17 protein-coding genes are annotated in these 21,368 nt (G+C 65.8%); 12 read left to right on the top strand and 5 right to left on the bottom strand.

Annotated features, from left to right (window positions below; all coding sequences use genetic code 11):
* Positions 1 to 99 precede the first annotated feature (99 nt).
* From HHL08_RS00295 to HHL08_RS00265, 7 genes are all read left to right on the top strand, one after another.
* Positions 100 to 714 carry a methylamine utilization protein gene (locus HHL08_RS00295; RefSeq protein WP_169570414.1) on the top strand — a complete coding sequence of 205 codons (615 nt, stop codon included), beginning with the start codon at positions 100 to 102 and terminating at the stop codon, positions 712 to 714.
* Positions 711 to 3,014: a putative bifunctional diguanylate cyclase/phosphodiesterase gene (locus HHL08_RS00290; RefSeq protein ID WP_235954502.1), complete on the top strand. Its 2,304-nt coding sequence runs from the start codon at positions 711 to 713 to the stop codon at positions 3,012 to 3,014. Before HHL08_RS00295 ends, HHL08_RS00290 begins: the two co-directional genes overlap by 4 nt.
* A 274-nt stretch (positions 3,015 to 3,288) precedes the next feature.
* Positions 3,289 to 3,759, top strand: a complete 471-nt coding sequence (locus HHL08_RS00285) for a DUF11 domain-containing protein (protein ID WP_169570412.1) — start codon at positions 3,289 to 3,291, stop codon at positions 3,757 to 3,759.
* Between the two features lie 32 nt (positions 3,760 to 3,791).
* Entirely contained in the window at positions 3,792 to 4,916 is a 1,125-nt protein-coding gene (locus HHL08_RS00280) for a hypothetical protein (RefSeq protein ID WP_235954501.1), read from the top strand.
* 66 nt (positions 4,917 to 4,982) lie between these two features.
* Positions 4,983 to 9,947, top strand: a complete 4,965-nt coding sequence (locus HHL08_RS00275) for a DUF11 domain-containing protein (protein ID WP_169570410.1) — start codon at positions 4,983 to 4,985, stop codon at positions 9,945 to 9,947.
* Entirely contained in the window at positions 9,947 to 10,462 is a 516-nt protein-coding gene (locus tag HHL08_RS00270) for a hypothetical protein (protein ID WP_169570409.1), read from the top strand. Before HHL08_RS00275 ends, HHL08_RS00270 begins: the two co-directional genes overlap by 1 nt.
* A 17-nt stretch (positions 10,463 to 10,479) precedes the next feature.
* Positions 10,480 to 11,130 carry a PilZ domain-containing protein gene (locus HHL08_RS00265; RefSeq protein WP_169570407.1) on the top strand — a complete coding sequence of 217 codons (651 nt, stop codon included), beginning with the start codon at positions 10,480 to 10,482 and terminating at the stop codon, positions 11,128 to 11,130.
* Positions 11,131 to 11,140: 10 nt separating this feature from the next.
* Here the strand turns inward: HHL08_RS00265 and HHL08_RS00260 are convergent, their stop codons facing one another.
* Positions 11,141 to 11,647 (bottom strand): hypothetical protein, encoded by a 507-nt coding sequence (locus tag HHL08_RS00260; RefSeq protein ID WP_169570406.1) that lies wholly within the window; start codon positions 11,645 to 11,647, stop codon positions 11,141 to 11,143.
* 158 nt (positions 11,648 to 11,805) lie between these two features.
* On the opposite strand from HHL08_RS00260, the gene HHL08_RS00255 reads away from it, so the two are divergent.
* Genes HHL08_RS00255 through HHL08_RS00245 form a run of 3 tightly spaced genes read left to right on the top strand, consistent with a single transcriptional unit; the run spans position 11,806 to position 15,349 of the window.
* Positions 11,806 to 12,462 carry a response regulator transcription factor gene (locus HHL08_RS00255; protein WP_169570404.1) on the top strand — a complete coding sequence of 219 codons (657 nt, stop codon included), beginning with the start codon at positions 11,806 to 11,808 and terminating at the stop codon, positions 12,460 to 12,462.
* Entirely contained in the window at positions 12,459 to 14,966 is a 2,508-nt protein-coding gene (locus tag HHL08_RS00250; protein ID WP_169570402.1) for an ATP-binding protein, read from the top strand. Before HHL08_RS00255 ends, HHL08_RS00250 begins: the two co-directional genes overlap by 4 nt.
* Complete coding sequence (locus tag HHL08_RS00245) at positions 14,963 to 15,349, top strand: response regulator (protein ID WP_169570400.1); 387 nt, start codon at positions 14,963 to 14,965, stop codon at positions 15,347 to 15,349. The genes HHL08_RS00250 and HHL08_RS00245 overlap by 4 nt, the downstream gene beginning before the upstream one ends.
* A 12-nt stretch (positions 15,350 to 15,361) precedes the next feature.
* Here HHL08_RS00245 and HHL08_RS00240 read toward each other — a convergent pair whose 3' ends face one another.
* Genes HHL08_RS00240 through HHL08_RS00230 form a run of 3 tightly spaced genes read right to left on the bottom strand, consistent with a single transcriptional unit; the run spans position 15,362 to position 19,139 of the window.
* Positions 15,362 to 17,386, bottom strand: coding sequence for a M3 family metallopeptidase (locus HHL08_RS00240; protein WP_169570398.1), 2,025 nt, complete (start codon positions 17,384 to 17,386; stop codon positions 15,362 to 15,364).
* On the bottom strand, positions 17,379 to 18,194 hold the full coding sequence (locus HHL08_RS00235; RefSeq protein ID WP_169570397.1) for a transglutaminase-like domain-containing protein: 816 nt from the start codon (positions 18,192 to 18,194) through the stop codon (positions 17,379 to 17,381). Before HHL08_RS00235 ends, HHL08_RS00240 begins: the two co-directional genes overlap by 8 nt.
* Before the next feature lie 6 nt (positions 18,195 to 18,200).
* Complete coding sequence (locus HHL08_RS00230) at positions 18,201 to 19,139, bottom strand: transglutaminase family protein (protein WP_169570395.1); 939 nt, start codon at positions 19,137 to 19,139, stop codon at positions 18,201 to 18,203.
* A 14-nt stretch (positions 19,140 to 19,153) separates the two neighbouring features.
* On the opposite strand from HHL08_RS00230, the gene HHL08_RS00225 reads away from it, so the two are divergent.
* Positions 19,154 to 19,978: an N-formylglutamate amidohydrolase gene (locus HHL08_RS00225; RefSeq protein ID WP_169570394.1), complete on the top strand. Its 825-nt coding sequence runs from the start codon at positions 19,154 to 19,156 to the stop codon at positions 19,976 to 19,978.
* A gap of 131 nt (positions 19,979 to 20,109) precedes the next feature.
* A complete protein-coding gene (locus HHL08_RS00220) occupies positions 20,110 to 21,135 on the top strand; it encodes an extracellular catalytic domain type 1 short-chain-length polyhydroxyalkanoate depolymerase (RefSeq protein ID WP_328804526.1) in 1,026 nt (341 codons plus the stop codon).
* Between the two features lie 3 nt (positions 21,136 to 21,138).
* Here HHL08_RS00220 and HHL08_RS00215 read toward each other — a convergent pair whose 3' ends face one another.
* A complete protein-coding gene (locus HHL08_RS00215; protein ID WP_169570390.1) occupies positions 21,139 to 21,366 on the bottom strand; it encodes an MgtC/SapB family protein in 228 nt (75 codons plus the stop codon).
* Between the last annotated feature and the right edge of the window lie 2 nt (positions 21,367 to 21,368).

Here is a 21,368-nt window from a genome sequence, read left to right as displayed (position 1 = left end):
TAATATTCGATTTGCCGATCAAGGCGGCCATGCGCTGCAAAAACTCGCTCCAGTTCGCACTAAACATTTCTTCAATCTTAGCGATTAGGAGAGCGCTTCATGTATTACCTGCGTCTTGCCCCTCTCGCCCTGACCTGCCTGGCCGCGCCTGCGCTGGCGGGCGATCTCAACCTAAAGCTGGTGGATGCGGCGGGGCGCCCGGTCGCGGACGCCGTCGTTACGGTGCGCCCCGCCGGCGGCATTCCGCCCGGCCCCATCCGTTTTCCCTGGGCCACCACCATGGTCCAGCAGAATATCGCCTTTGCCCCCCATGTGCTGGTGGTGCCGGTCGGTACGACGGTGCGCTTCCCCAACAAGGACAAGGTGCGCCATCACGTCTATTCCTTCTCGAAACCGGCCAAGTTCGAGATCAAGCTGTTCGGCCAGGATGAAACGCGCAGCTACACCTTCACCTCGACCGGTGCCGTAGCGCTGGGCTGCAACATCCACGACCAGATGAGCGGCTTCATCAAGGTCGTCGACACCCCCTTCGCGATCAAGAGCGATGCCGCCGGCTCAGCGCATCTCGCCGGCATGGCAACGGGCACGGCGCAGGTGACGATCTGGCATCCGCTGCTCAAGACGAAAGATAACGAAATGGTCGTCAACGTCCCCATTCCAGGCAGCGGCGCGGCCAGCAAGACCGTCCCGCTGACATTGCGCAGCGGCCGATGATCCGCATCGCTGCTCTAAAGCGGCTCTGGCGGCGCACCGTCTGGCGTTTCCAGTCGACGCTCACATTCCGCATGACGCTCTTCTACGGCGCGCTGTTCGCCGCAGTGTCGATGCTGTCGCTATATGGCACGCGCAAGGCGATCGAATCCTACGCCGAAAGCCAGATCCGCCGCGAAATGACGGTCGGGAGCGCCCTGTTCGACCGAATTGCCGCGATGCAGTTCCACCAGTTGACGCAGGCCGGCAATGTGCTGGCCAGCGACTTCGGCTTTCGCGAGGCGGTCGGCACCAATGACGCGGCGACGATCGCCTCGGCGCTCCAAAGCCTGCAAGGCCGATTCAAAATCGACCATGCCATGTTCGTAAGCATCGACGGCGTCGTCGCAGGCCGGGCCGACGGCTTGTCGGTGGACGACCAGACCCAGCTTTTCGATACGCTGGATGCCGGCCGCGAGCGCGGCATCGTGCGCTGGCGCGGGCAAAGCCATATGGTCGCCGCCGCGCCGGTGCGCGCGCCGATGCTGATGGGCTGGGTCGTGTTCGCGCGCAATATGGGGCCGACCGACTTGAGACAGCTGGCTAAGCTCTCGTCGATAGATCTCCATCCACAACTCGTGCCGCTTACCGGTGCCACGAGACGTAGTACCCAGGTGCAGGAAGTCGATCGCGACGGCGAACGCATCCTCAGTTGGGCGCGTCCGGTGCCTGCGCTGGTGGAGGCGGCACCGCAACGGCTGGTGCTGGAATATAGCCTCACCCGCGCGTTGCAAGGCTATGCGCCTATCCTGTGGGCCTTATTGGGTTTCGGCGCGCTCGGCCTGCTGCTGGCGATCGCCGGTGCCTTTGCCGCATCGCGTCGGCTGGCGCGGCCGATCATCGCGCTGGAAGCTGCCGCCCGCAAGGTCAGCGCCGGCGAACATGCGCAGGTGGAAGTGGAAACCCGCGACGAGATCGGCCGTCTCGCGCGCAGCTTCAACCGCATGGTCACCGCAGTCGAGGAGCGCGAGCGCCAGATCGCGCATATGGCCTTCCATGATTCGCTGACCGGCCTCGCCAATCGCACCCTGCTGCGCGAACAGATAGCGCTGGCGCTGCACCGCCACGGCGGCGTGGACTTTGCGCTCTTCTGTCTTGACCTAGACAATTTCAAGGCGGTCAACGACACGCTGGGTCATCCGACCGGCGACGCCCTTTTGTGCGAAGTCGCAACGCGGCTGGCCGAAACCTGCCCACAGGGTTTCGTCGCCCGGCTGGGTGGTGACGAATTCGCGGTCATCGTTCAGGACGGCAGCGGTGCCGCCGACCAGACCGGCCGCGCGATCGTCCAGGCGCTAACTCGCCCCTTCACCGTCAATGGCCATCGCATCGTCACCGGCGGCAGCGTCGGCATCGCGCTGGCACCCCAGGACGGGCAGGATGCGACCTCGCTGCTCAAAAATGCCGACCTCGCCCTCTACCGCGCGAAGCACGACGGCAAGGGCAGCCATCGCTTCTTCGAAAACGCCATGGACGCCGAAGCGCAGGCCCGCCGCGCGATGGAGGTCGATCTGCACGACGCGCTGCGCAATGGCGAATTGGAGCTGCATTTCCAGCCCCTCTTTGGCCTGTCGCAGAACCGCGTGACCGCGTTCGAGGCGCTGATGCGCTGGAACCATCCGGTGCGCGGCATGGTATCGCCGATCGACTTCATCCCGCTGGCGGAAGAAACCGGCCTGATCATCCCGATCGGCGAATGGGCGCTGCACGAAGCCTGCCGGATCGCCATGAGCTGGGGCGACGACATTCGCGTGGCGGTGAATGTGTCCCCGGTCCAGTTCCGCAGCTCGACGCTCAACAGCATCGTGCTCCAGGCGCTGGCGCGATCCGGCCTGGAGCCGCAGCGGCTGGAGTTGGAGATCACCGAAAGCCTGTTCATCGACAATGTAGAGGCGACCCTCGCCTCGCTCCACTCCCTCAAAGTCCTGGGCGTACGGGTTGCGCTCGATGATTTCGGCACCGGCTATTCCTCGCTCAGCTATTTGCGCAGCTTCCCCTTCGACAAGCTCAAGATCGATCGCAGCTTCATCGTCGACCTGCTCGCCAACAAGGGCGCCACCGCCATCATCCGCGCCATCACGACGCTGGCGGACGCGCTGGGGATCGAAACGACGGCCGAAGGCGTCGAAAGCAGCGAACAGCTCGACATATTGCGGTCCGAAGGCTGCAACCAGATCCAGGGCTATCTGTTCAGTCGGCCGATCCCGGCGGCCGACGTTCCCGCCCTGCTGGTGAAGCTGTCGGGCAGTCGCATGGCGGCCTGAGCCGCCTCAGCCTGCATCCAAGCCCCTGACCAGCCCGGACACCGGCTTCGCGTCCATGCAGGCGCGCGGTCGGCATCACCATGCGCGCGTCTCCCAATGTTGCAGGCCCGCCAAGACCGCAACAGCCGTCCCGCAGCGATTTTGAGGGTGCGCTGCGAATTTTACGCAACCGTTAGACCATGGTCGAACTCTGCGCCGCTACGGACCGCGCGGTAAGATTTCGTTAGCCGCAAATCCGTCCAAGGGAACCAGTGCTCCAACAAGGACTGGAACCATGGCCCGTATATTGATCACTCTCCTCGCCGCCGCGGCCGTCGTCACGCCGGCAGTCGCTTCCCAGGGACCGTTGCAGGTCGCCTCCAAGATCTTCGTCGAACAGCGCGCGCTGGACAAGGCAGGCGCCGTCAGCACCTCGCTCGCGCCTGCCACGCGCGCCGTGCCGGGCGACCATGTTGTCTTCGTGCTCGCCTATCGCAACACCGGCGCGCAATCGCTCTCCAACATCGTCCTCGACAACCCCGTGCCCGGCGCGATCACCTATCGCGCGCCCGGTGCCGGATCGGCCACCCCGGAACTGTCGATCGACGGCAAGACCTATGGCGCGCTCGCCCAGTTGCGCGTGCCCACGGCCAGCGGCGGCAGCCGCGCGGCCACATCCAATGATGTCCGCCACATCCGCTGGCGCATCGCGACCGTGCCTGCCGGAGGACAAGGCCAGCTCGCCTTCAAGGCCGTCCTCAAATGATCCCCGCTGCTCTAACCACAGGAACCCACAATATGATCTCTCGCTCCCTGCGGCTGATGCTGCTGAGCGGCGCCGCCATCGCCGCCACCGGCACGGCCCACGCCCAGTCCGCCTCGACCGCGACCACCGCTGGCACGGAAGTCTCCAACACCGCGACCGTGACCTATACCGTTAACGGCGCGTCGCAGACGACGACGTCCAACACCGCCAAGTTCGTGGTCGATCGCAAGGTCGATTTCACCGTCATCACCGACCAGACCGGCGCGACCCAGGTCAATCTGAGCCAACAGGCCGCCGTCACCAAATTCAAGGTCACCAACCACACCAACGGCGCGCAGGATTTCTGGCTCGATCCCGACCAGACAACCTTGTCGGTCGGCATCCTGACCGGTACCGACGATTTCGACATTTCCACCATGAAGGTCTTTGTCGATAGCAATAATAACGGCGTCTATGACGTCGATGTCGATACCCAGACCTATATCGACGAATTGGCGCCCGAAGCGTCGGTCGCCGTATTCATCATCGGCAACATCCCCGCGACCGTGGGCATCCACGAAGCGCAGGTTTCGCTGCATGTAATTGCCGCCGCTGGCGGCGCTTCGGGAACCAAGGGCGGTTTGCTCGTCGCGACCGACCTCAATCTTGGCAATGCCGACAATGTCGTAGACATCGTGTTCGCGGACGATGACAGCGACGCCGCGCTCAACCTGGGCGATATCGCTCGCAACGGCCAGGGGCGCGCTTATGCCGCCTATGTCATCGGGACGCAGAATGTGGCGCTGACCGTGACCAAGTCCGCGCTGATCCTGTCGGATGGCGTGAATACCCTAAATCCCAAGGCGCTGCCTGGCGCGACAGTGCAATATTGCCTGCTCGTCCACAACGGCACTGCGCTGACGGGGGCAAATGGCGTCGCACTGACGGACGTCGTACCTTCGACCACGACCTATGTGCCGGGGTCCATCAGCGTCGGCCTGCCGGGGGGCACTTGCGTCCTCGCCGGCACCACCGAGGATGACGATAGCGACGATACAGCGGAAACCGACAGCTTCACCGCCAATTACAATAGCGGCACGCAAACCGTCACCGCCAATGTCGGCACCGTCGCAGGCCTGGGCTCGCTGGCCGTCGCCTTCAAGGTGACGATCAACTAAATCACTGTAAAAGCAAAGGATTACTTGGCGGCGCGCGCTTTACCCGCGCGCGCCGGTAGGACCCCTATGGCCAAAATCCGCGCCCTTGCCAGCCTGATCGCCGCCCTGACCGGCGTGGCCGCCGCGACTCCCGTCGCGACGCAGGGGCAGACGCGCGTCGTCAACACCGCGACATTGCACTGGCAGGCCCCCACCGGCCCGGTCAGCATCGATTCCAATACCGTGGCCTTCGACGTCGAAGCGCGCGGCAAACGCCCGACCCGGTTGAGCTTCCGCCTGCTCCCGATCGGCTACAGCCTGCAAGGCATGCAGTGCCAGACAGCGCCCTCCATCCTCTTCACCCCCGCCCCCGTCGATGCCGCCGACCTTGCGCGCGCACCGGTAGCGGAATCCATCGACCTTACTGTCCCGCTCATACTGGTGCTGGACAATCCCGGCGGCAACCATGATCCGCTGGCGCGCGAAACCGCCTGGATCAACGTCCATACCCCTAACCTGACCAGTAGCATCGCCCTGATGGAAACCGGCCCCGACACCGGCGTCTTCGCCGGTGGCGTGCCGAAGGGCAATGATGGCGCTGCGTCCCCCTGCGATCCTACGCTGGAACGCGGCGCGCAGCTGATGCTCAGCTTCACCGAAGACGCCTATAGCTATGGCTCGACCAGTTCGATCCTAATCGACCCCACCGGCTATGTGTTCGATTCCGAAACCGGCGCGCTGGTCGATGGTGCCACGGTGACGCTGCTGGGCGAAGACGGCCAGCCAGCCAAAGTGTTCGGCGACGACGGCGTCAGCGCCTATCCCGCCACCGTCGTCAGCGGCGCCAGCGCCACCGACGCCAGCGGCCGCCTCTATGATTTCCCGCAGGGCAATTACCGTTTCCCGCTCACAGCGCCGGGCCGCTACCATCTGCGGGTCACGCCGCCGGCCCATTATATCGCGCCCTCGACCCGCAGCCGCGCCGACCTAGAGGCGCTGCGCGGGCCGATGAATCGCGGTTTCATGCTGAACGAAGCGTCGTTCGGCGGCGTTTTCGCCCTGACCGATCCCGAACCCTTCATCGCCGACATCCCGCTCGACCGCATCGGCGAAACCCGCCTGCTGCTGACCAAGACCGCGTCGGTGCGCGAAGCCTCGCCCGGCGATTTCATCCAATATCTGGTCCGCGCCGATAACCGCTCGGAATCCGACGCCAGCGGCATCCACCTGACCGACATCCTGCCGCCCGGCCTGCGCTACGAACGCGGATCGGCCCGCGGCGCGGAAGAACCCGCGGTAGCGACCGACGGCCGCACATTGGATTTCACCATTGCGACCCTGCCCGCCGGCAAAACGATCGAGATACGCTACATCGTCTCGGTCGCCCCCGGCGCGCCGCGCGGCGAAGCGCTCAACCGCGTGCTTGCCTCCGGTTCCGCTGGCGCGACCAGCAATGAAGCCGCCGCCTCCGTCCGCATTGGCGCTTTGCTCTTCACCGACGGCTTCACCGTCGTCGGCCGCGTTACCGAGGGCGATTGCAACGCCCCGGCCAAGGGGCGCAAGGGCGTAGGGGGCATCCGCCTGCTGATGGAGGATGGCAGCTTCGTCGTCACCGACAAGGACGGCCTCTATCATTTCGAAGCCGTGCGTCCGGGCCGCCACGTCGTCCAACTTGACGGTGCCAGCCTGCCCGCCAGCCACGCGCCGCTGCTGTGCGATGCCGACACCCGCAACAGCGGCAGCGCGACCTCCCGCTTCGTCGAAAGCGCCGGCGGCCTGCTCCAGCGCGTCGATTTCCAGCTGGGCCTGACCGGCGTCGCTGTGGCCACCACCACCGACGCCCTGCCCGCCGCGCCCGACGCCGCCCAGGCCGCAGGCGACCGGGACTGGTTCGACGGACAGGATGCCGGCATCGCCCTGCTCTTCCCGGCGCAGGGCTATAACCCCCGCTCGCCCTCCACCCGCGTCGTCATCAAACATCATGCCGGGCAGAAGGTCGCTTTGCGCCTGAACGGCGGGCTGGTCGATGCGCTGTCCTATGACACCACCGATACCAACGGCGACATCGCGGTCGCCAAATGGTCCGGCATCGGCCTCAATCCGGGTGACAATGCGCTGGAAGCGACCGTGATGAACGCGGACGGCAGCATCGCCCAGACGCTGCACGGCACCGTCCATTATGCCGGCGCTGCTGCCAACGCCATCGTCGCGCCGGACGCCAGCAAGCTCGCCGCGGACGGCCTGACCAACCCCGTCCTCGCCTTCCGCCTGACCGACCGAAGCGGTCGCCCGGTGCGCGACGGCACGACCGTTCCCGTCACGGTCGATCAACCCTATGCCATCGCTCTCGACGCCACCGTCCCGGCCAGCCGCCGCGCCAGCGGCACCGCGTTGGTGATCGGCGACGATGGTATCGCCTATATCGCGCTCCAGCCCACCACCCAGGCCGGTGCCTTGCGGGCGACCGTCACCCTGACCGACGACAAGCAACAGCGCGCCATCGAACTGCGCGCGCGCCTGACCGCGGTGGCGCGCGACTGGACCGTGGTCGGCTTCGGGTCTGGCACGATCGGTTTCGACACGCTGCGCAAGCGCGCGTCCGCCCTGCCCGACGCCGGCCGCAACAGCCTGGTGACCGACGGTCAGCTGGCGCTCTATGCCAAGGGTCGGATCAAGGGCAGCTGGCTGATGACCATCGCCTATGACAGCGACCGCAAATATGATCGGTCGCGCGGCCTGCTGGGCCAGATCGACCCCGATCGCTATTACACCGTCTATGGCGACGCCACCCGCCAGGGCCATGACGCGGCGACCGCGCGCAAACTCTATCTGCGGCTGGAGCGCAAGGATTTCAGCGCCCTGTTCGGCGACTTCGAAACCGGCATGACCCAGACCCAGCTTACCCGCTACAGCCGCACCCTCAATGGGATGAAGGCCGACTATGCCGACGATCGCCTCAGCTTTTCCGCCTTCGCCGCCAACAGCGACGACCTGCACGCCCGCGACGAAATCCAGGGCAATGGCCTGACCGGCCCCTATCGCCTGTCGGGCCGCGACATCGTCCCCAACAGCGACAAGCTGAGCATCGAAGTGCGCGACCGCCTGCGCCCCGAGCGCATCTTGTCCTCGACCCCGCTCACCCGCCATATCGACTATGACATCGACGCGACGATCGGCACCATCCGCTTTCGCGAACCGGTGCTGGGCCGCGACGCCGCCAACAATCCGGTCTTCATCGTCATCGACTATGAAACCTACGGCAAGGGCAAGAAGCTGACCGCCGGCGGCCGCGCCGCGATAAAGTTCGCCAAAGGCAAGGCCGAAGTGGGCCTGTCGGCGATCAAGGACAACAGCCATGGCAATGGCCTGCTGCTGGGCGCGGATGTCCGGGCGCAGATCAGCGAAACGACCCAGCTGCGCGCCGAAATGGCGGCCGGCAGCCGCGACGGCCTGGCCGACGGCCGCGCCTGGCTCGCCGAAGTCGAACATCACAGCAAGAAGGCGGACGTCCTGGCCTATGCGCGGCAGCAGGACGACGCCTTCGGCCTTGGTCAGCAAAATCTGGTTGAAGCCGGCACCCGCCGCATCGGCTTCGATAGCCGGGTCCAGTTGGCCGACAAATGGGCCGTCACCGCATCCTCCTGGTATCAGGATCAACTGGTCGGCGCCGGCAGCCGCTTCGCGGGCGAATCCCGCGTCGAATATCGCCGCGAGCATGGCACGATCTTCGCCGGCGCGCAGTTCGCGCTCGATCGCGGCGTCGATGGCAAGGATCGCGACTCCCGGCTGCTAACTTTGGGCGGCACCCAGATATTGATGGGCGGCAAGCTCACCCTGACCGGCCAGACCCAGTTCGCGCCGGGCGGCGACCGCGACAGCATCGACTTCCCCGCCCGCCACCAGTTGATCGCCGCCTGGCGGGTCAAGCCCGGCATCCGCCTGATCGGCGGCTATGAAGTCGCGCAGGGCCAGGATTTCACCACCCACACCGCGCAGATCGGCTTCGACGTCCAGCCCTGGACCGGGGCGAAGGTCACCACCGCCATCAACAATCAAACTTCCCGCGAAAATGGCGGGCGCGTCTATGCCAATTACGGCCTAGTCCAGTCACTGCCGATCAGCGATCGCTGGACGATCGACGCGACCTTCGACGCCAGTACCACCGTCCGCGGCAAAATCCCGGCCGGCGGCGTGGTCCAGCCGTTCCAGACGAGCGGGTCCGGCAGCGTCGGCGGCGGCGCGCTGGGCAGCCTCTATGGCAATGACGGCGATTATGCCGCGGTGACACTGGGCGCCAATTACCGCGCCGACCTGTGGTCGTGGAACGGCCGGGCCGAATATCGCAAGTCCGATCAGAATAAGCGCTTCAACCTCACCAGCAACGTCGTCCGCGCATTGGGCGAGGGCAAGACGCTGGCCGGCACCATCCGCTACTCCACGCTGGGGCAGGTCAGCGGCGCGCAGGCGAAAAGCCTGGCGACATCGGTCGCGCTCGCCTGGCGGCCGCTCGACAGCCGCTGGTCGCTGCTGGAGCGCTTCGAACTGCGCAAGGAAAGCGCGGACGCGGGCGTGGGCGGCGGCAATGTGCTGGGCGTGCCAGCCGGCAGCGGCGTGGGCCAACGCACGTTGCGCCTCATTAACAACCTCGCCGTCAACTATCGCACTGGCGAGGAAGGCGCGCGCCACAATGTCGAAGCCACCGTCTATTATGGTGCCAAATGGGTCAACGGCAGCTACGGCGCGGACGATTACACCGGCTATATCGACGTCACCGGCGTCGACCTGCGCATGGACCTGGGCAAGCGTTTCGACATCGGCGTGCAGGCGTCGGTGCAACATGCCTGGAGCCGCGGCGTGGTGGCGTTCAGCGGCGGGCCATCGGCCGGCGTCTCCCCCGCAGCCAATGTCTGGATCAGCGCCGGTTACAACATCGCTGGCTATCGCGACCGCGATTTCGAGGATGACCGCTACACCCGGCGCGGCCCCTATGTGACCATGCGCATGAAGTTCGACCGCGGCGCCATCGCCGGCCTGCTAGGAAAGGGCCGCTGATGCGCCGGTTCGCCTTCCTCCTGCTCGCCGGCCTGTCCACGCCCGCTCTGGCCGATCCGATCTCGGCGACCAAGTCAGTGAGCATCGTGTCCGATCCCATGGGCAACCTCATCCCGCGCGCCATCCCCGGCGCGGTGGTCGATTATAGCGCGACCCTCGCCAATCCACTCACCAACTTCGGCAAGACGGTGCGCGGCATCGCGTTCGAGGAGCCGCTACCCGCCAATGTCATCCTGCGTGTCAGCGACCTGGGGGCGAGCGGCAGCGGTCCGGTGCTATTCACCAACGGCGCGATCATATTGGGCGTGGGCGACAGCGGCCTGGCCTACAGCTTCACCAGTCTCGACAGCACAACCGACGGCATCGAATTCAGCAACGGGGCAAGCTGGGCCTACATCCCCGTCCCCGATGCCGACGGCTATGACGCCAATGTCCGCGCCATCCGTATCAAACCCGTCACCACATTCAAGACAGGCGGGTCGTTCACCGTCCGCTTCCGCGTCAAACTGCGTTAACCAGGGGTAATTCAGACATGCCACATCGAATGGAACAGGCGGCGATGCCGCCGACCGCCGCCGCCCCGACCGCCGGGCCGTCGGCCGTCCCGGTGGAACGGCGGCACGATGCGCGGGCAGCGACGGTCTTCACGATCGGCAAGATATCTTTCGACGGCCGCAGCCTGCCCTGCATGGTGCGCGACCTGTCGGAAGGGGGGATGCGCATCCAGTTGCCGGCCCCGCCGCCGCCGGGCGCCCGCGTCCTGATCGAAATGCGCGGCCTCGACCCACGCCTCGCCCGCATCCGCTGGGCGGTGGGGCATGAAGCAGGCCTCAGTTTCGACCTGCGCTGCTGCCCGGCCGATATTTTCGCGGCGCGCGCCAGCCGGTCGGGCCGGATCGCCCGCCAGCCGCGCTTCCCGATGCGCCATGCCGTGCCGCTGCTGATCGACGACATGCCGATCCCGGCGACGATCGAGAATATTTCGGTCGGCGGGGCTCGGCTGACCCTGCCCGAACCGCTGGAAGACGGCCGGCAGGCCGTGCTAGGCCTGACGCTCGGCGACCGACACGGCATCGCCGGCACCATCTGCTGGTCGCGGGACGACAGCTGCGGCTTCCGCTTCGTTCAGCCGATCAGCAGCGTCACGCTCGCCGTCATGCTGGACGCGGCGCGCCCGGCCTGATCACCCGCTTTCAGGGTGCCTCCGACAGCCAGCGGTCGATTACGACCAGGGCGGTCCGACTGTCGCGCCGCGCCGTCGCAGCGTCACCGGTTCCCTGATCCACCGCCTGCCAACTGGCGCTTACGGCGGCAAAGCCCAATGTCCCCGCCAGCCCCGCCATCTTGTGGGCATCCACGCCGTCCGCGCCATCGACCGCCCGCTGCAATTCCGCACGCAGACCCTGCACCACCGGCCACAATCCCTGGCGCCCCAACATGGCCTCCATGCGCTCCAGACGCTCGATATCGGGTGGCAACCACTGGCTGAAAATCTCGGTGATCGGGCCGATGCCCTGTTTCGCGTCGATGACCAGATCGGCCGGGAAAGACGGGACCAAACTTCCCTCGACTATAGCCGCGACGATTCGGTTGCCGGGCGATAACGGCGGCTGGTCCTGCCCGTCGACCACCACCATGCTGGCACCGGCTATGGCATCGGCATCATCGCGATCGACCGATTGCACCGCCCAACCGGCCATGCGCAACGCTTTTCCGACATGCGAATAAGTTAATGCTACAGTCGTAAAGATGACAGCCAAAGTGTTTTGCGATCGATCCATAGATGCACTACACCCTCCATGCGCCCGATCCATGACTAGCCCATTGTTTCGCGGATGGATAACGACAAGGCAGGAGGATGGCAGAAACCGTAACTGGCGGCCGCGTATTGATAGCGGACGATCATCCTCTGATTCGTGAGGGACTAGCCCTTGCCGCACGCGCGGTGATGCCGGGCGTCACGGTCGATACCGCGGGCACGATCGGCGAAGCCGTAGCGGCCCTGAAACGCCATGGCAAATATCGGTTGATCCTGCTCGACTTTGTGCTGCCCGACGCGCGCGGCTTTTCCGGCTTCCTCCAGTTGCAGCATGAAGCTGGCCGGATGCCGATCGCGATGATTTCCGCCCATGAAAACCCCGTGCTGGTCGAAAGCGCACGCGCCTTGGGCGCGGCAGGCTTCCTGTACAAGACGCGGCCGTTCGACGATCTGGCGCGGGACATCAAGAAGCTGGCGGAAGGACAGACGAGCTTTCCAGCGGGCGAGGCGGGGGCGACCCCAGCGGCGCTGCGCGATCGGATCGCCAGCCTGTCCGGGGCGCAGTTGCGCGTCCTGATCGCCTTGTCAGACGGGCGCCTCAACAAACAGATTGCCGCCGACCTCGCCGTGTCGGAAGCGACCGTGAAGGCGCATCTGACCGCAATATTCCGCAAGCTCGACGTCGGCAACCGCGCCCAGGCGCTGCTGGCGGTGCAACCCCTGCTCGGCATCGTGACGGCGGATCGCCCGACATGAACGGCGCTGCCCCCCAACCGCCCAGCGCATCGCCCTTTGTGCTGGCGGGGCTGGTCGTTCCGATGATGCTGGCGGCGCTGCTTTTTTGGCTGGGGGGCGAATATGGCCGCTGGAACGGCCTGCGCGAAGATGCCGACCAGTCCTTCCAGCGGCGCGTGCTCCTGACCGACATATTGTCGCAAATGCGCGCCGCCGAATCCAGTCAGCGCGGCTATGTCATCACCAACGACCCGGAATTTCGCGTCCGCTACCACGGATGGCATGGCGACATTCAGCGCGCCTTCGCCAGCGCCGACGCGCTGTACCGCGATGCGCCCTCCCATCGCACCGGCTTCGACAGCCTGCGCCGCATCGCCCAGGCGAAGATCGCGGAAATGGACGAGGTATTGCGGATATATGCCAGCCGCGGCCCGGAAACGGCCCGGCAGCGTGTCGCCGATGGTGAGGGCAAGCGGCTGATGAGCCGCCTGCAACAGCAACTGGATCGCGTCATCCGCGACGAACAGCGCATCGGTGAGACGCGGGTCGTCGCCTATCGCAGCCGCACCGAAACGCTGCAGCGGGTGATGTGGATACTCGTCGCGCTCAGCAGCCTGTCGCTGGCGATCGCGCTGATCGGCCTGTGGCGTCAGCGTGTATCGCAATATCTGATCGAGTTACGCGGGTTCGAAGCGGCGCGGCGCAACGAAACCATCCTCGACAGCACGATCGATCCGATCATCATCGTCAATCCCAGCGGCGGCATAGAAACCATCAACCAGGCAGCAAGCCGGATGCTGGGCTATGAAGGCACCAGCCTTGCCCGCCGCGATTTCGACCTGATTTCCGACATCGCGCCCGGCCTTGGCAGTTTTCTTGATCGCATCGGCCTGGTCGATGGCCAACTGCGCACCCCCTATTGGACAGACCGACAGGTCCGGCACCAAAGCGGCCGCCTGCTGCCCGTCGATATCGCGCTGGGCGTCATGCCCTTGCCCGACGGCGACCATATCGTCGTGTCGCTGCGCGACATCGTCGAACGCAAGCGGGTCGACCGGCTGAAGGACGACCTGATCTCCACCGTCAGTCATGAACTGCGCACGCCGCTCACCTCGATCGTCGGCGCGCTCGGCCTGTTGCGGCTGGATGCCAGCAATCGGCTCGACCCTGAATCGGCTGGCCTCGTCACCATCGCGGAAAATAATGCGCAGCGCCTGATCCGGCTGATCAACGACATGCTCGACATCGACCGCATCGATTCAGGCAAGCTGCGCATGACGCTGGCGCCGATCGACCTGCACCATGTCGTACTGCGCGCCTGCGACGACAATGGCGGCCTGGTCCGGTCCGCCGGTGCCGTGCTGGGCCGCGCCGTTGCCGACGAAACGCTGATGGTCCAGGGCGACGAGGAACGGTTGTTGCAGGTCATCACCAACCTTTTGTCCAACGCCGTCAAGATATCGTCGCAAGGCAGTCATATCGCCGTCGGCCTGCTGCGCAGCGAGGATGGCCGACGCGCGACCGTCTATGTCGATGATGAGGGGCCAGGCATTCCGGAGGAATTTCGCGGGCGCATTTTCGGCCGGTTCGAGCGCGCCGCCAGCGACGAAGCCGCGCCAGGCACGGGGCTGGGGCTGGCCATCGCACGCGAAATCGTCACCCAACATGGCGGCGAATTATGGTTTGAGGACCGGCCCGGCGGCGGCACCCGCTTTGCCTTCGCGCTGCCGGTCATGCTGCCCGCAGCGCTGCCCCGCGCCAAGATGGGCGACCTGTCGAACGGACCACGCATCCTAATTTGCGAGGGCAATCCTGCCGTCGCCCGCCTGCTGCAATCGCAACTGACCGACGAAGGCTATGCCAGCCGCGTCGTGGTCAACGCCCGCGCCGCGCGCGAAGCGATCGCCACCCATGGCTATAATCTCCTGTTGCTCGACATGGCGCTGGACGATGCCGATGCGTTCAACTTCGCCCGCGAAGTCCGACGGCTCGAAAGCCCGGAAAAACTGTCGATCCTGATGGTTTCGGCGCATGGTGGGGATACAACGACGCCGCTGTCGCTGGACCTGGTGGACTGGATCGACAAGCCGATCGACCCCGGCCGGTTGAAGGCCGCAATCGCCACATCCTTCCGCCATTCAGGCATCGAACGGCCGACCGTGCTGCATCTAGACGACGATCAGGACACGCTTGAAATCACCGCCGCCGCGCTCAAGGGCATCGCCTATATTCTCAAAGCCACGACCCTGGCCGATGCACGCGCGCTGCTCCGGGTCGAAACCCCGCATCTGGCGATTCTGGACGTGCATCTGGAGGAAGGCCTTGGCCTCGACCTGCTGCCCGACCTGGTGGATGATCAGGGCGTCGCCATCCCGACCATTATCTATTCCGCGCATGACATCGATATCGAGATTGCCGGCCAGATCGACGCCGTGCTGGTCAAATCCCGCACCTCGCTGCCCGACCTCAAGGCGACGGTGCGCCGGGTCGTCGCGACCCGCCACGTCAAGGCGGAAGGACAATGAGCGAGGCCGATCGCCTGCGCATCCTCTATGTCGATGACGACAAGGATATTCGCCATATCGTCAAATTGTCGCTGGCCCTCGACCCCGGAATCGAGTTGCGGCTGTGCGCCGACGGCGCGGAAGCACTGGAGGCCGCTGCGACCGATGCATGGCGACCCGACCTCGTCATGCTCGACGTCATGATGCCCCGCATGGACGGCCCCACGCTGATGATTGCGCTGCGCGGCATGCCGGGTTTTGCGGAAACCCCCTTCGTCTTCGTCACCGCGCGTGCGCGCGAAGCCGACGTGCAAAGCTATTATGCGGCAGGTGCAAGCGGGGTAATCCTGAAACCCTTCAACCCGCTGACCTTGGCGGGCAATGTCCGCACGCTGGTCGGCTGAACCGCCGCGGCATCAGGCATCGACCAGATGCCGGGCGCGCATCAGGGCGCTGGCGTCGGGCGTGCGGCCCAGAAACGCCCTGAACGAGTCCATCGGATCGCGGCTGTCGCCTGCCGCCAATATCTCATCGCGGAAACGGGCGGCGAGTGCGGAATCGAAAATATCGCCCGTCGCCAAAAACGCCTCGAACGCATCGGCGTCCAGCGCCTCCGACCAGGCATAGCTATAATAGGCGCTGGCATAGCCGCCGTCGAAAATGTGGGTGAAATAGGGGAAGCGATGCCGCAGCCCGATTTCCGTCGGCATCCCCAGCCGCTCCAGTTCCGCCGCGACGAAGCCGCGCGGATCGGCGGCGGCACCGTGCGACCTGTGCATGGCAAGGTCTACCAGCGCGCAGCTGATCAATTCTACCGTGGCGAAGCCCTGGCCATAGGATCCCGCGTTACGGATCGCATCGATCAGCGCATCGGGCACGCCGAAACTCGACAGCACATCGCGGCTGACGATCCAATTTTCCATGAACTTGCTGGGAAATTCCACGAAATCCCGCGCGACCGCCGTGCCCGACTGGCTGGGATAGGTGACGCGCGACAGCAGGCCGTGGAGCGCATGGCCAAACTCGTGAAACAGCGTGCGCGCCTCATCGATCGACAGGCGCGTGGCGGCGGTGTCGGGCGGCGGTGCGGCGGCGAAATTGGCGACCAGATAGACGACCGGGCGCACGTCGCCGTCCATCGCCTCCTGCACGCGCAGGCTGCCCATCCAGGCGCCGCCATGTTTTTCCGGCCGCGCCAGATAGTCGGTGAAGAGCAGGCCGACCAGCGCACCCGTCGCATCGCCCACTTCCCAAGCCGATACGTCCGGATGATAGCCGGCAATGTCCGTCCGGCGGGTGAAGGTCAGGCCATAGAGGCGCGCGGCGCTGTCGAAAGCCGCCTGACGTACCGCGTCCAGCCGCAGATGTTCGGCCAGCGCCCCGCCGTCCAATGCATAGCGGTCGCGGCGCACCTGCTCGGCGTAGAAGCGCCAGTCCCAGGGCGCGAGCGCGAAACTATCGCCGCCCGCATCGATCAACGCCTGCAATTCGGCCGCTTCCTCGGCGGCGCGACGCTTGCCCGGTTCCCATAGCTGGGCGAGCAGGTCGGCGGCGGCAGCGGGATCATGCGCCATACTGTCTTCCAGCGCATAATGGGCATGGTCGGCATAGCCCAGCAGCGTGGCCCGCTCCTGCCGCAGCGCCAGCATCTCCGCGATCACTGGCCAATTATCATGCGCCCCGCCGTCGCACCGATCGGTAAAGGCCCGCCACAACGCCTCGCGCAGGTCGCGCCGCGCGGAAAAGGTCAGGAAACTCTCATAATCGGTGCGGTCGAGCGTGACATGATAGCGCCCCGCCCGTCCCTTGGCCGCCGCGCGCCCGGCGGCGGCATCGCACAAGCCGGCGGGCAGTCCGGCCAGGTCGTTGGGACCAAGGTCCAGCACCCAGTCGACGGTCGCGGCCAGCACATTATGGCCGAACTGCACCGCCAGCGCCGACAGCCGTGCGTCGATCGCGGCGAACCGCGCCTTCTGCGCAGGTGCCAGTTCCGCCCCGCCGCGCCGGAATCCGGCATGGCTGCTTTCCACCAATCGTATCTGTTCCGCCGTCAGTCCCGCGTCGTGGCGCGCGTCATGGACCGCCGCTACCCGCGCCGCGAGCGCGGCGTCGTGGCTGATCGCGGTCCCATGGGCGCTCAGCATCGCCGACACCTGCCCCTCGATCGCGCGGATGCCGGGCGTCCCCTGCGCCGACGACAGCGTCCAGAACAGCCGGCGCACCCGCGCCAGCGGCGCGCCCGACCGCTCCAGCGCGGCGATCACGATGTCGAATGTCGCTGGTCCACCCTCTCCAGCGATCGCCGCGATCTCGTCCCGGTGCCAGGCCATAGCCGTCTCAAACGCGGGCAGGAAATCTTCGTCCCGCACCTTGTCGAAGGGCGGCGCGCCCAGCGCGCCGTCCCAGGGTTGCAGCAAGGCATTGGCATGGGGGTCAGTCAATGGATTGGACCTCGTCGGTGTGCACTTCGAACCGCACCAGGTCCGCCGGACCAAAGGCGGTGGTCAAGGCAACATCGGTGGCATCGCGTCCGCGCGCCATCAGGATGCGGCCGATCCGCGGTGTGTTGTGGCGGGCGTCATGGGTGTACCATTCGCCGTCGATATAGACGTCGAACCAGGCGCTGAAATCCATGGGCGCGTCCACCGGCGGGATACCGATATCGCCCAGATAGCCGGTGCAGTAGCGCGCGGGGATGTTCATGCAACGACATAGCGTGACGGCGAGATGGGCGAAGTCGCGGCACACGCCCTGCCGCTCCTGATAGGCGTTCCAGGCGGTCTTGTCCGGCCGCGCATGATGATAGCCGAACTGGATATGATTGTGGACAAAGCTGACGATAGCATCGACCCGCGCCCGCGCCGTTCCGTAATGCGCGAAATTGGCCCAGGCGACCGCCATCAGCCGGTCCGTCTCGCAATAGCGGCTGCCCAGCAGGAAGGGCATGACCGCATCGGGCAGATCCTCCACCGCGATCTGCGGGCCGTCGGGCGCCGGCGTGTCGGGCAATCCGCTATCCTCGATCACGAAGTCGCAGGACAGGGTGACCCCGCCCGCCGGAATAGTCAGCCGGGTCGCGACATTCCCGAACCCGTCCTCGAAATGATAAAGCGGAATATCAGGGTTCGCCATCAACCGCTGGGGCGTGCGCAAATCCTGGTGGCGGGAGGGATGCAGGCTCAGCATCGCCATCATCGCGGTCCTGGTGTCGGTTTCAAATCTTATGTCATATCCGCAGCGGATCAGCATCGAAGGTCACTTTCCTGAAGCGCCGATGGCTCGGCTGTTGATGGCCCCATGGTCTGACACGGGGAATTTCCGGGGATCGGCGCGCCGCACGTCTACGGTCACGTCCATCCCCAGGAAGCTGGCGGGCAGGCCGAACCAGGTGCCCGACAAAGGCAGCGCCTGATAGGGATCGCGCGCGATGGCGACGCGGATCAGCCCGCGATTGCCGATAATGCCGTTGGTCGGGTCGAACTCGACCCAGCCCGATCCGGGCAGGAAGATGCGCACCCAGGCATGGGTGTTGCCGCCGCCCACCACATCTTCGGACCGGGACGGATTATAGACATAGCCTGAAACGAAGCGCGCGGCAAAACCCAGCGCCCGCACCGCCTCGATCATCAGCACGGCGAAATCGCGGCAGGTGCCTTGGCGCTTGCGCAATGTCTCGATCGGCGATTGGGTGCCCTTTTCCTGGCGCGGGACATAGGTAAAGTCGCGCTGGATGCCGGTCGCCATCCGCGTCAGCAGGTCGACCGTGCCGGTATCGCCATGATTACTGACAAAGGCGCGCGCCCAATTGTCCACGATCCGTTCGGGATCATGATATTGCCGCTCGATCGACCGTAACAGGTCAGGCATGTCCTCTGACGCATAGGTGAAGGGGAACAGCCGGGCATAGGGCTCAACATCGACCTGCCGTTCCGCCAGCGGCGCATGTTCCAAAGTCGTTTCGCTCGTCACAACCAGATGCGACGCCCGCCGCTTGAACGAAGCGATCGCCACCGAATTGCCGAACACATCATGCAGCCAGCGCAATTCACTGGGTTCCGGGTCGATATCGAGCCGGGCGGACAGCAGTCGCTGGTCAAACGCTTCGCGCGGGCGCATCATGATGCGATGTTCACCCAGCGACACCGGCTGCTGATAGCGATAGCTGGTCACATGATGGATCGTCAGCAATGGCATGAGGGGCAATCCTGATGGCCGGGCGCACGGCAGTTGGGCTGTTGGGTGCGGACGATCCGGCGCCGGTCGGACTGTTCAACGCGGCAGGGGCCTCGCCGTTCCTGCTGATCGGCGACCATGCCGGGTCGGCGGTGCCGGCCGCGCTCGGCGACCTTGGCCTCGCCGCCCCGGATCGTGGCCGCCACATCGCCATCGACATCGGCGTCCACGGCCTCGGCCATGCTCTCGCCACGCTTATCGACGCACCGTTCCTGCATCAATATTATTCGCGCCTCGTCATCGACTGCAACCGCGACCCGGAACAAGCGGAGGCAATTCCGCCCCTGTCGGACGGCAGCCGGGTCAGCGGCAATGAAGGGCTGGACGCTACCGCCCGCGCAGCGCGCGTCGCGGCGATCCACGCCCCCTATCACGCCGCGATCGCCGCCACGATCGCCGCGCGTCGGGCGGCCGGGCGCGCCACCATCCTGCTGTCGCTGCACAGCTTTACGCCGGTCATGGACGGCATCGCCCGCCCCTGGGACGTCGGCGTGCTGCATTGGCTGGGTCGCACCGATTTCGCACAGGCGATGCTGGATGCGCTGCGCGCCGACGCCGCGCTGACCGTCGGCGACAACCAACCCTACCAAATGGACGCCACTGACCATACCGTCCCGCGCCACGCCTTCCCGCACCAGCTTCCCTATGCCGAAATGCCCTATGCCGAAATAGAGGTGCGCCAGGATCTGATCGGCGATGTGACCGACCAGCATATCTGGGCGCAACGGCTGGCGCAGGCCGCGCAAAGCGCCGCCGATCACATAGGCTATGGATCGAATGTCGCCGTCAAGGGATTATAGCCCCGCACGGACCGGCACAGCCGACGCGCCATTCATAACATGATAGCAGCAAGAGGGAGCATAACAGCGATGCCCAACCCGAGGTCATGGCAACGGCCCGTCGACCGGCATGCCCCGGCGGCGACGCGCCTGTGAAAAATCCTTTCTCGACCGCGCTCAAGGCCACGCGGATGGCGCGCAAGGGCCGTCCGCTCTCCGCCGCTCTGCTGTGGCAGCGCGCGCTGATGCCCACCATCCCCAAGCCGCCCCGCGCGCCCAAACGAAAAAGTCCCGCCAAAAAAACCGGTCGCGTCGAACGGCCCGCCCCCGGCAGCTTCATCGAAGACGACTTTAGCTGCGCGCAGGGATCGCTGCGCTATCGGCTTTACACGCCGGTCGGCTCAACGCGCCGCCGCCTGCCGCTGATCGTCATGCTGCACGGCTGCACTCAGTCGGCCGCCGATTTCGCGACCGGCACGGCGATGAACCGACTGGCCGACGAACTGGGCTTCCTCGTCCTCTATCCCGAACAATCGCCGCGCGCCAATGCCAACCGCTGCTGGAACTGGCACAGCCCATCCCATCAAAAGCGCGGCAGCGGCGAAGCCGCCGTCATCGCCGGCATGACCCGCCATATCCTCGACCGGTGCAAGGGTCATGACGGCCGCGTCTATATTGCGGGCATATCGGCCGGCGGAGCGGCGGCGGCTATCATCGCCGCGGCCTATCCGCAGCTTTACGTCGCAGTCGGCGTCCATTCCGGCGTGCCGATGGGCACGATCGGCTCGGTCGGCGAAGCGCTGGCGGCGATGCGGGGGCAAGCGACCCCGACCATCGGCAAGACCACACCGCCATTGCCCATGATCCTGTTCCATGGCGACAGCGACCGGGTGGTCCACCCGTCCAACGCCGGCGGTTTCGTAAGCCAGTTGCAGCGGTCAAGCACGCGCGCGCTCAGCGTTCAGTCGGAAGAGGGCGTCGCACTCGGCGGTCGGGCGTTCACGCGCAGCTTCTATCGCTATGGTCGCGAGCCGGTGATGCTGGAGGAATGGACCGTCCATGGCAGCGGCCATGCCTGGTCGGGCGGCCAACCCGGCGGCAGCCACACCGATCCCAAAGGCCCGGACGCTTCGCGCGCGATGGCGACCTTCTTCCTCGTCCGACGCCGCGCCGGATAAGCGTCAGGTGCCGCTGCCCTCATCGCGCTCATTCTCCGCTGGCTTGAGCGGTGCCGGCACCCAGAAAGTCAGCAAGGTAAAGGCCGTCAGCACCACCGCGACGTCATAGCTGCGCAAGCGCGCCGGCACTCCGTCCGCGCCTGACACCCACAGGCTCGCCGCTGTCGCTGTGCCCTGCACGCTGTTCTTCTGCTGCAGGATCGCGCCGCCACCCAGGCAGGGCCAGGCCATCG

The sequence above is a fragment of the Sphingobium psychrophilum genome (assembly GCF_012927105.1).
Lineage (GTDB): Bacteria > Pseudomonadota > Alphaproteobacteria > Sphingomonadales > Sphingomonadaceae > Sphingobium > Sphingobium psychrophilum.
Note: the sequence above shows the minus strand (reverse complement) of the source record. Positions and strands in the feature narration are given on the sequence as shown.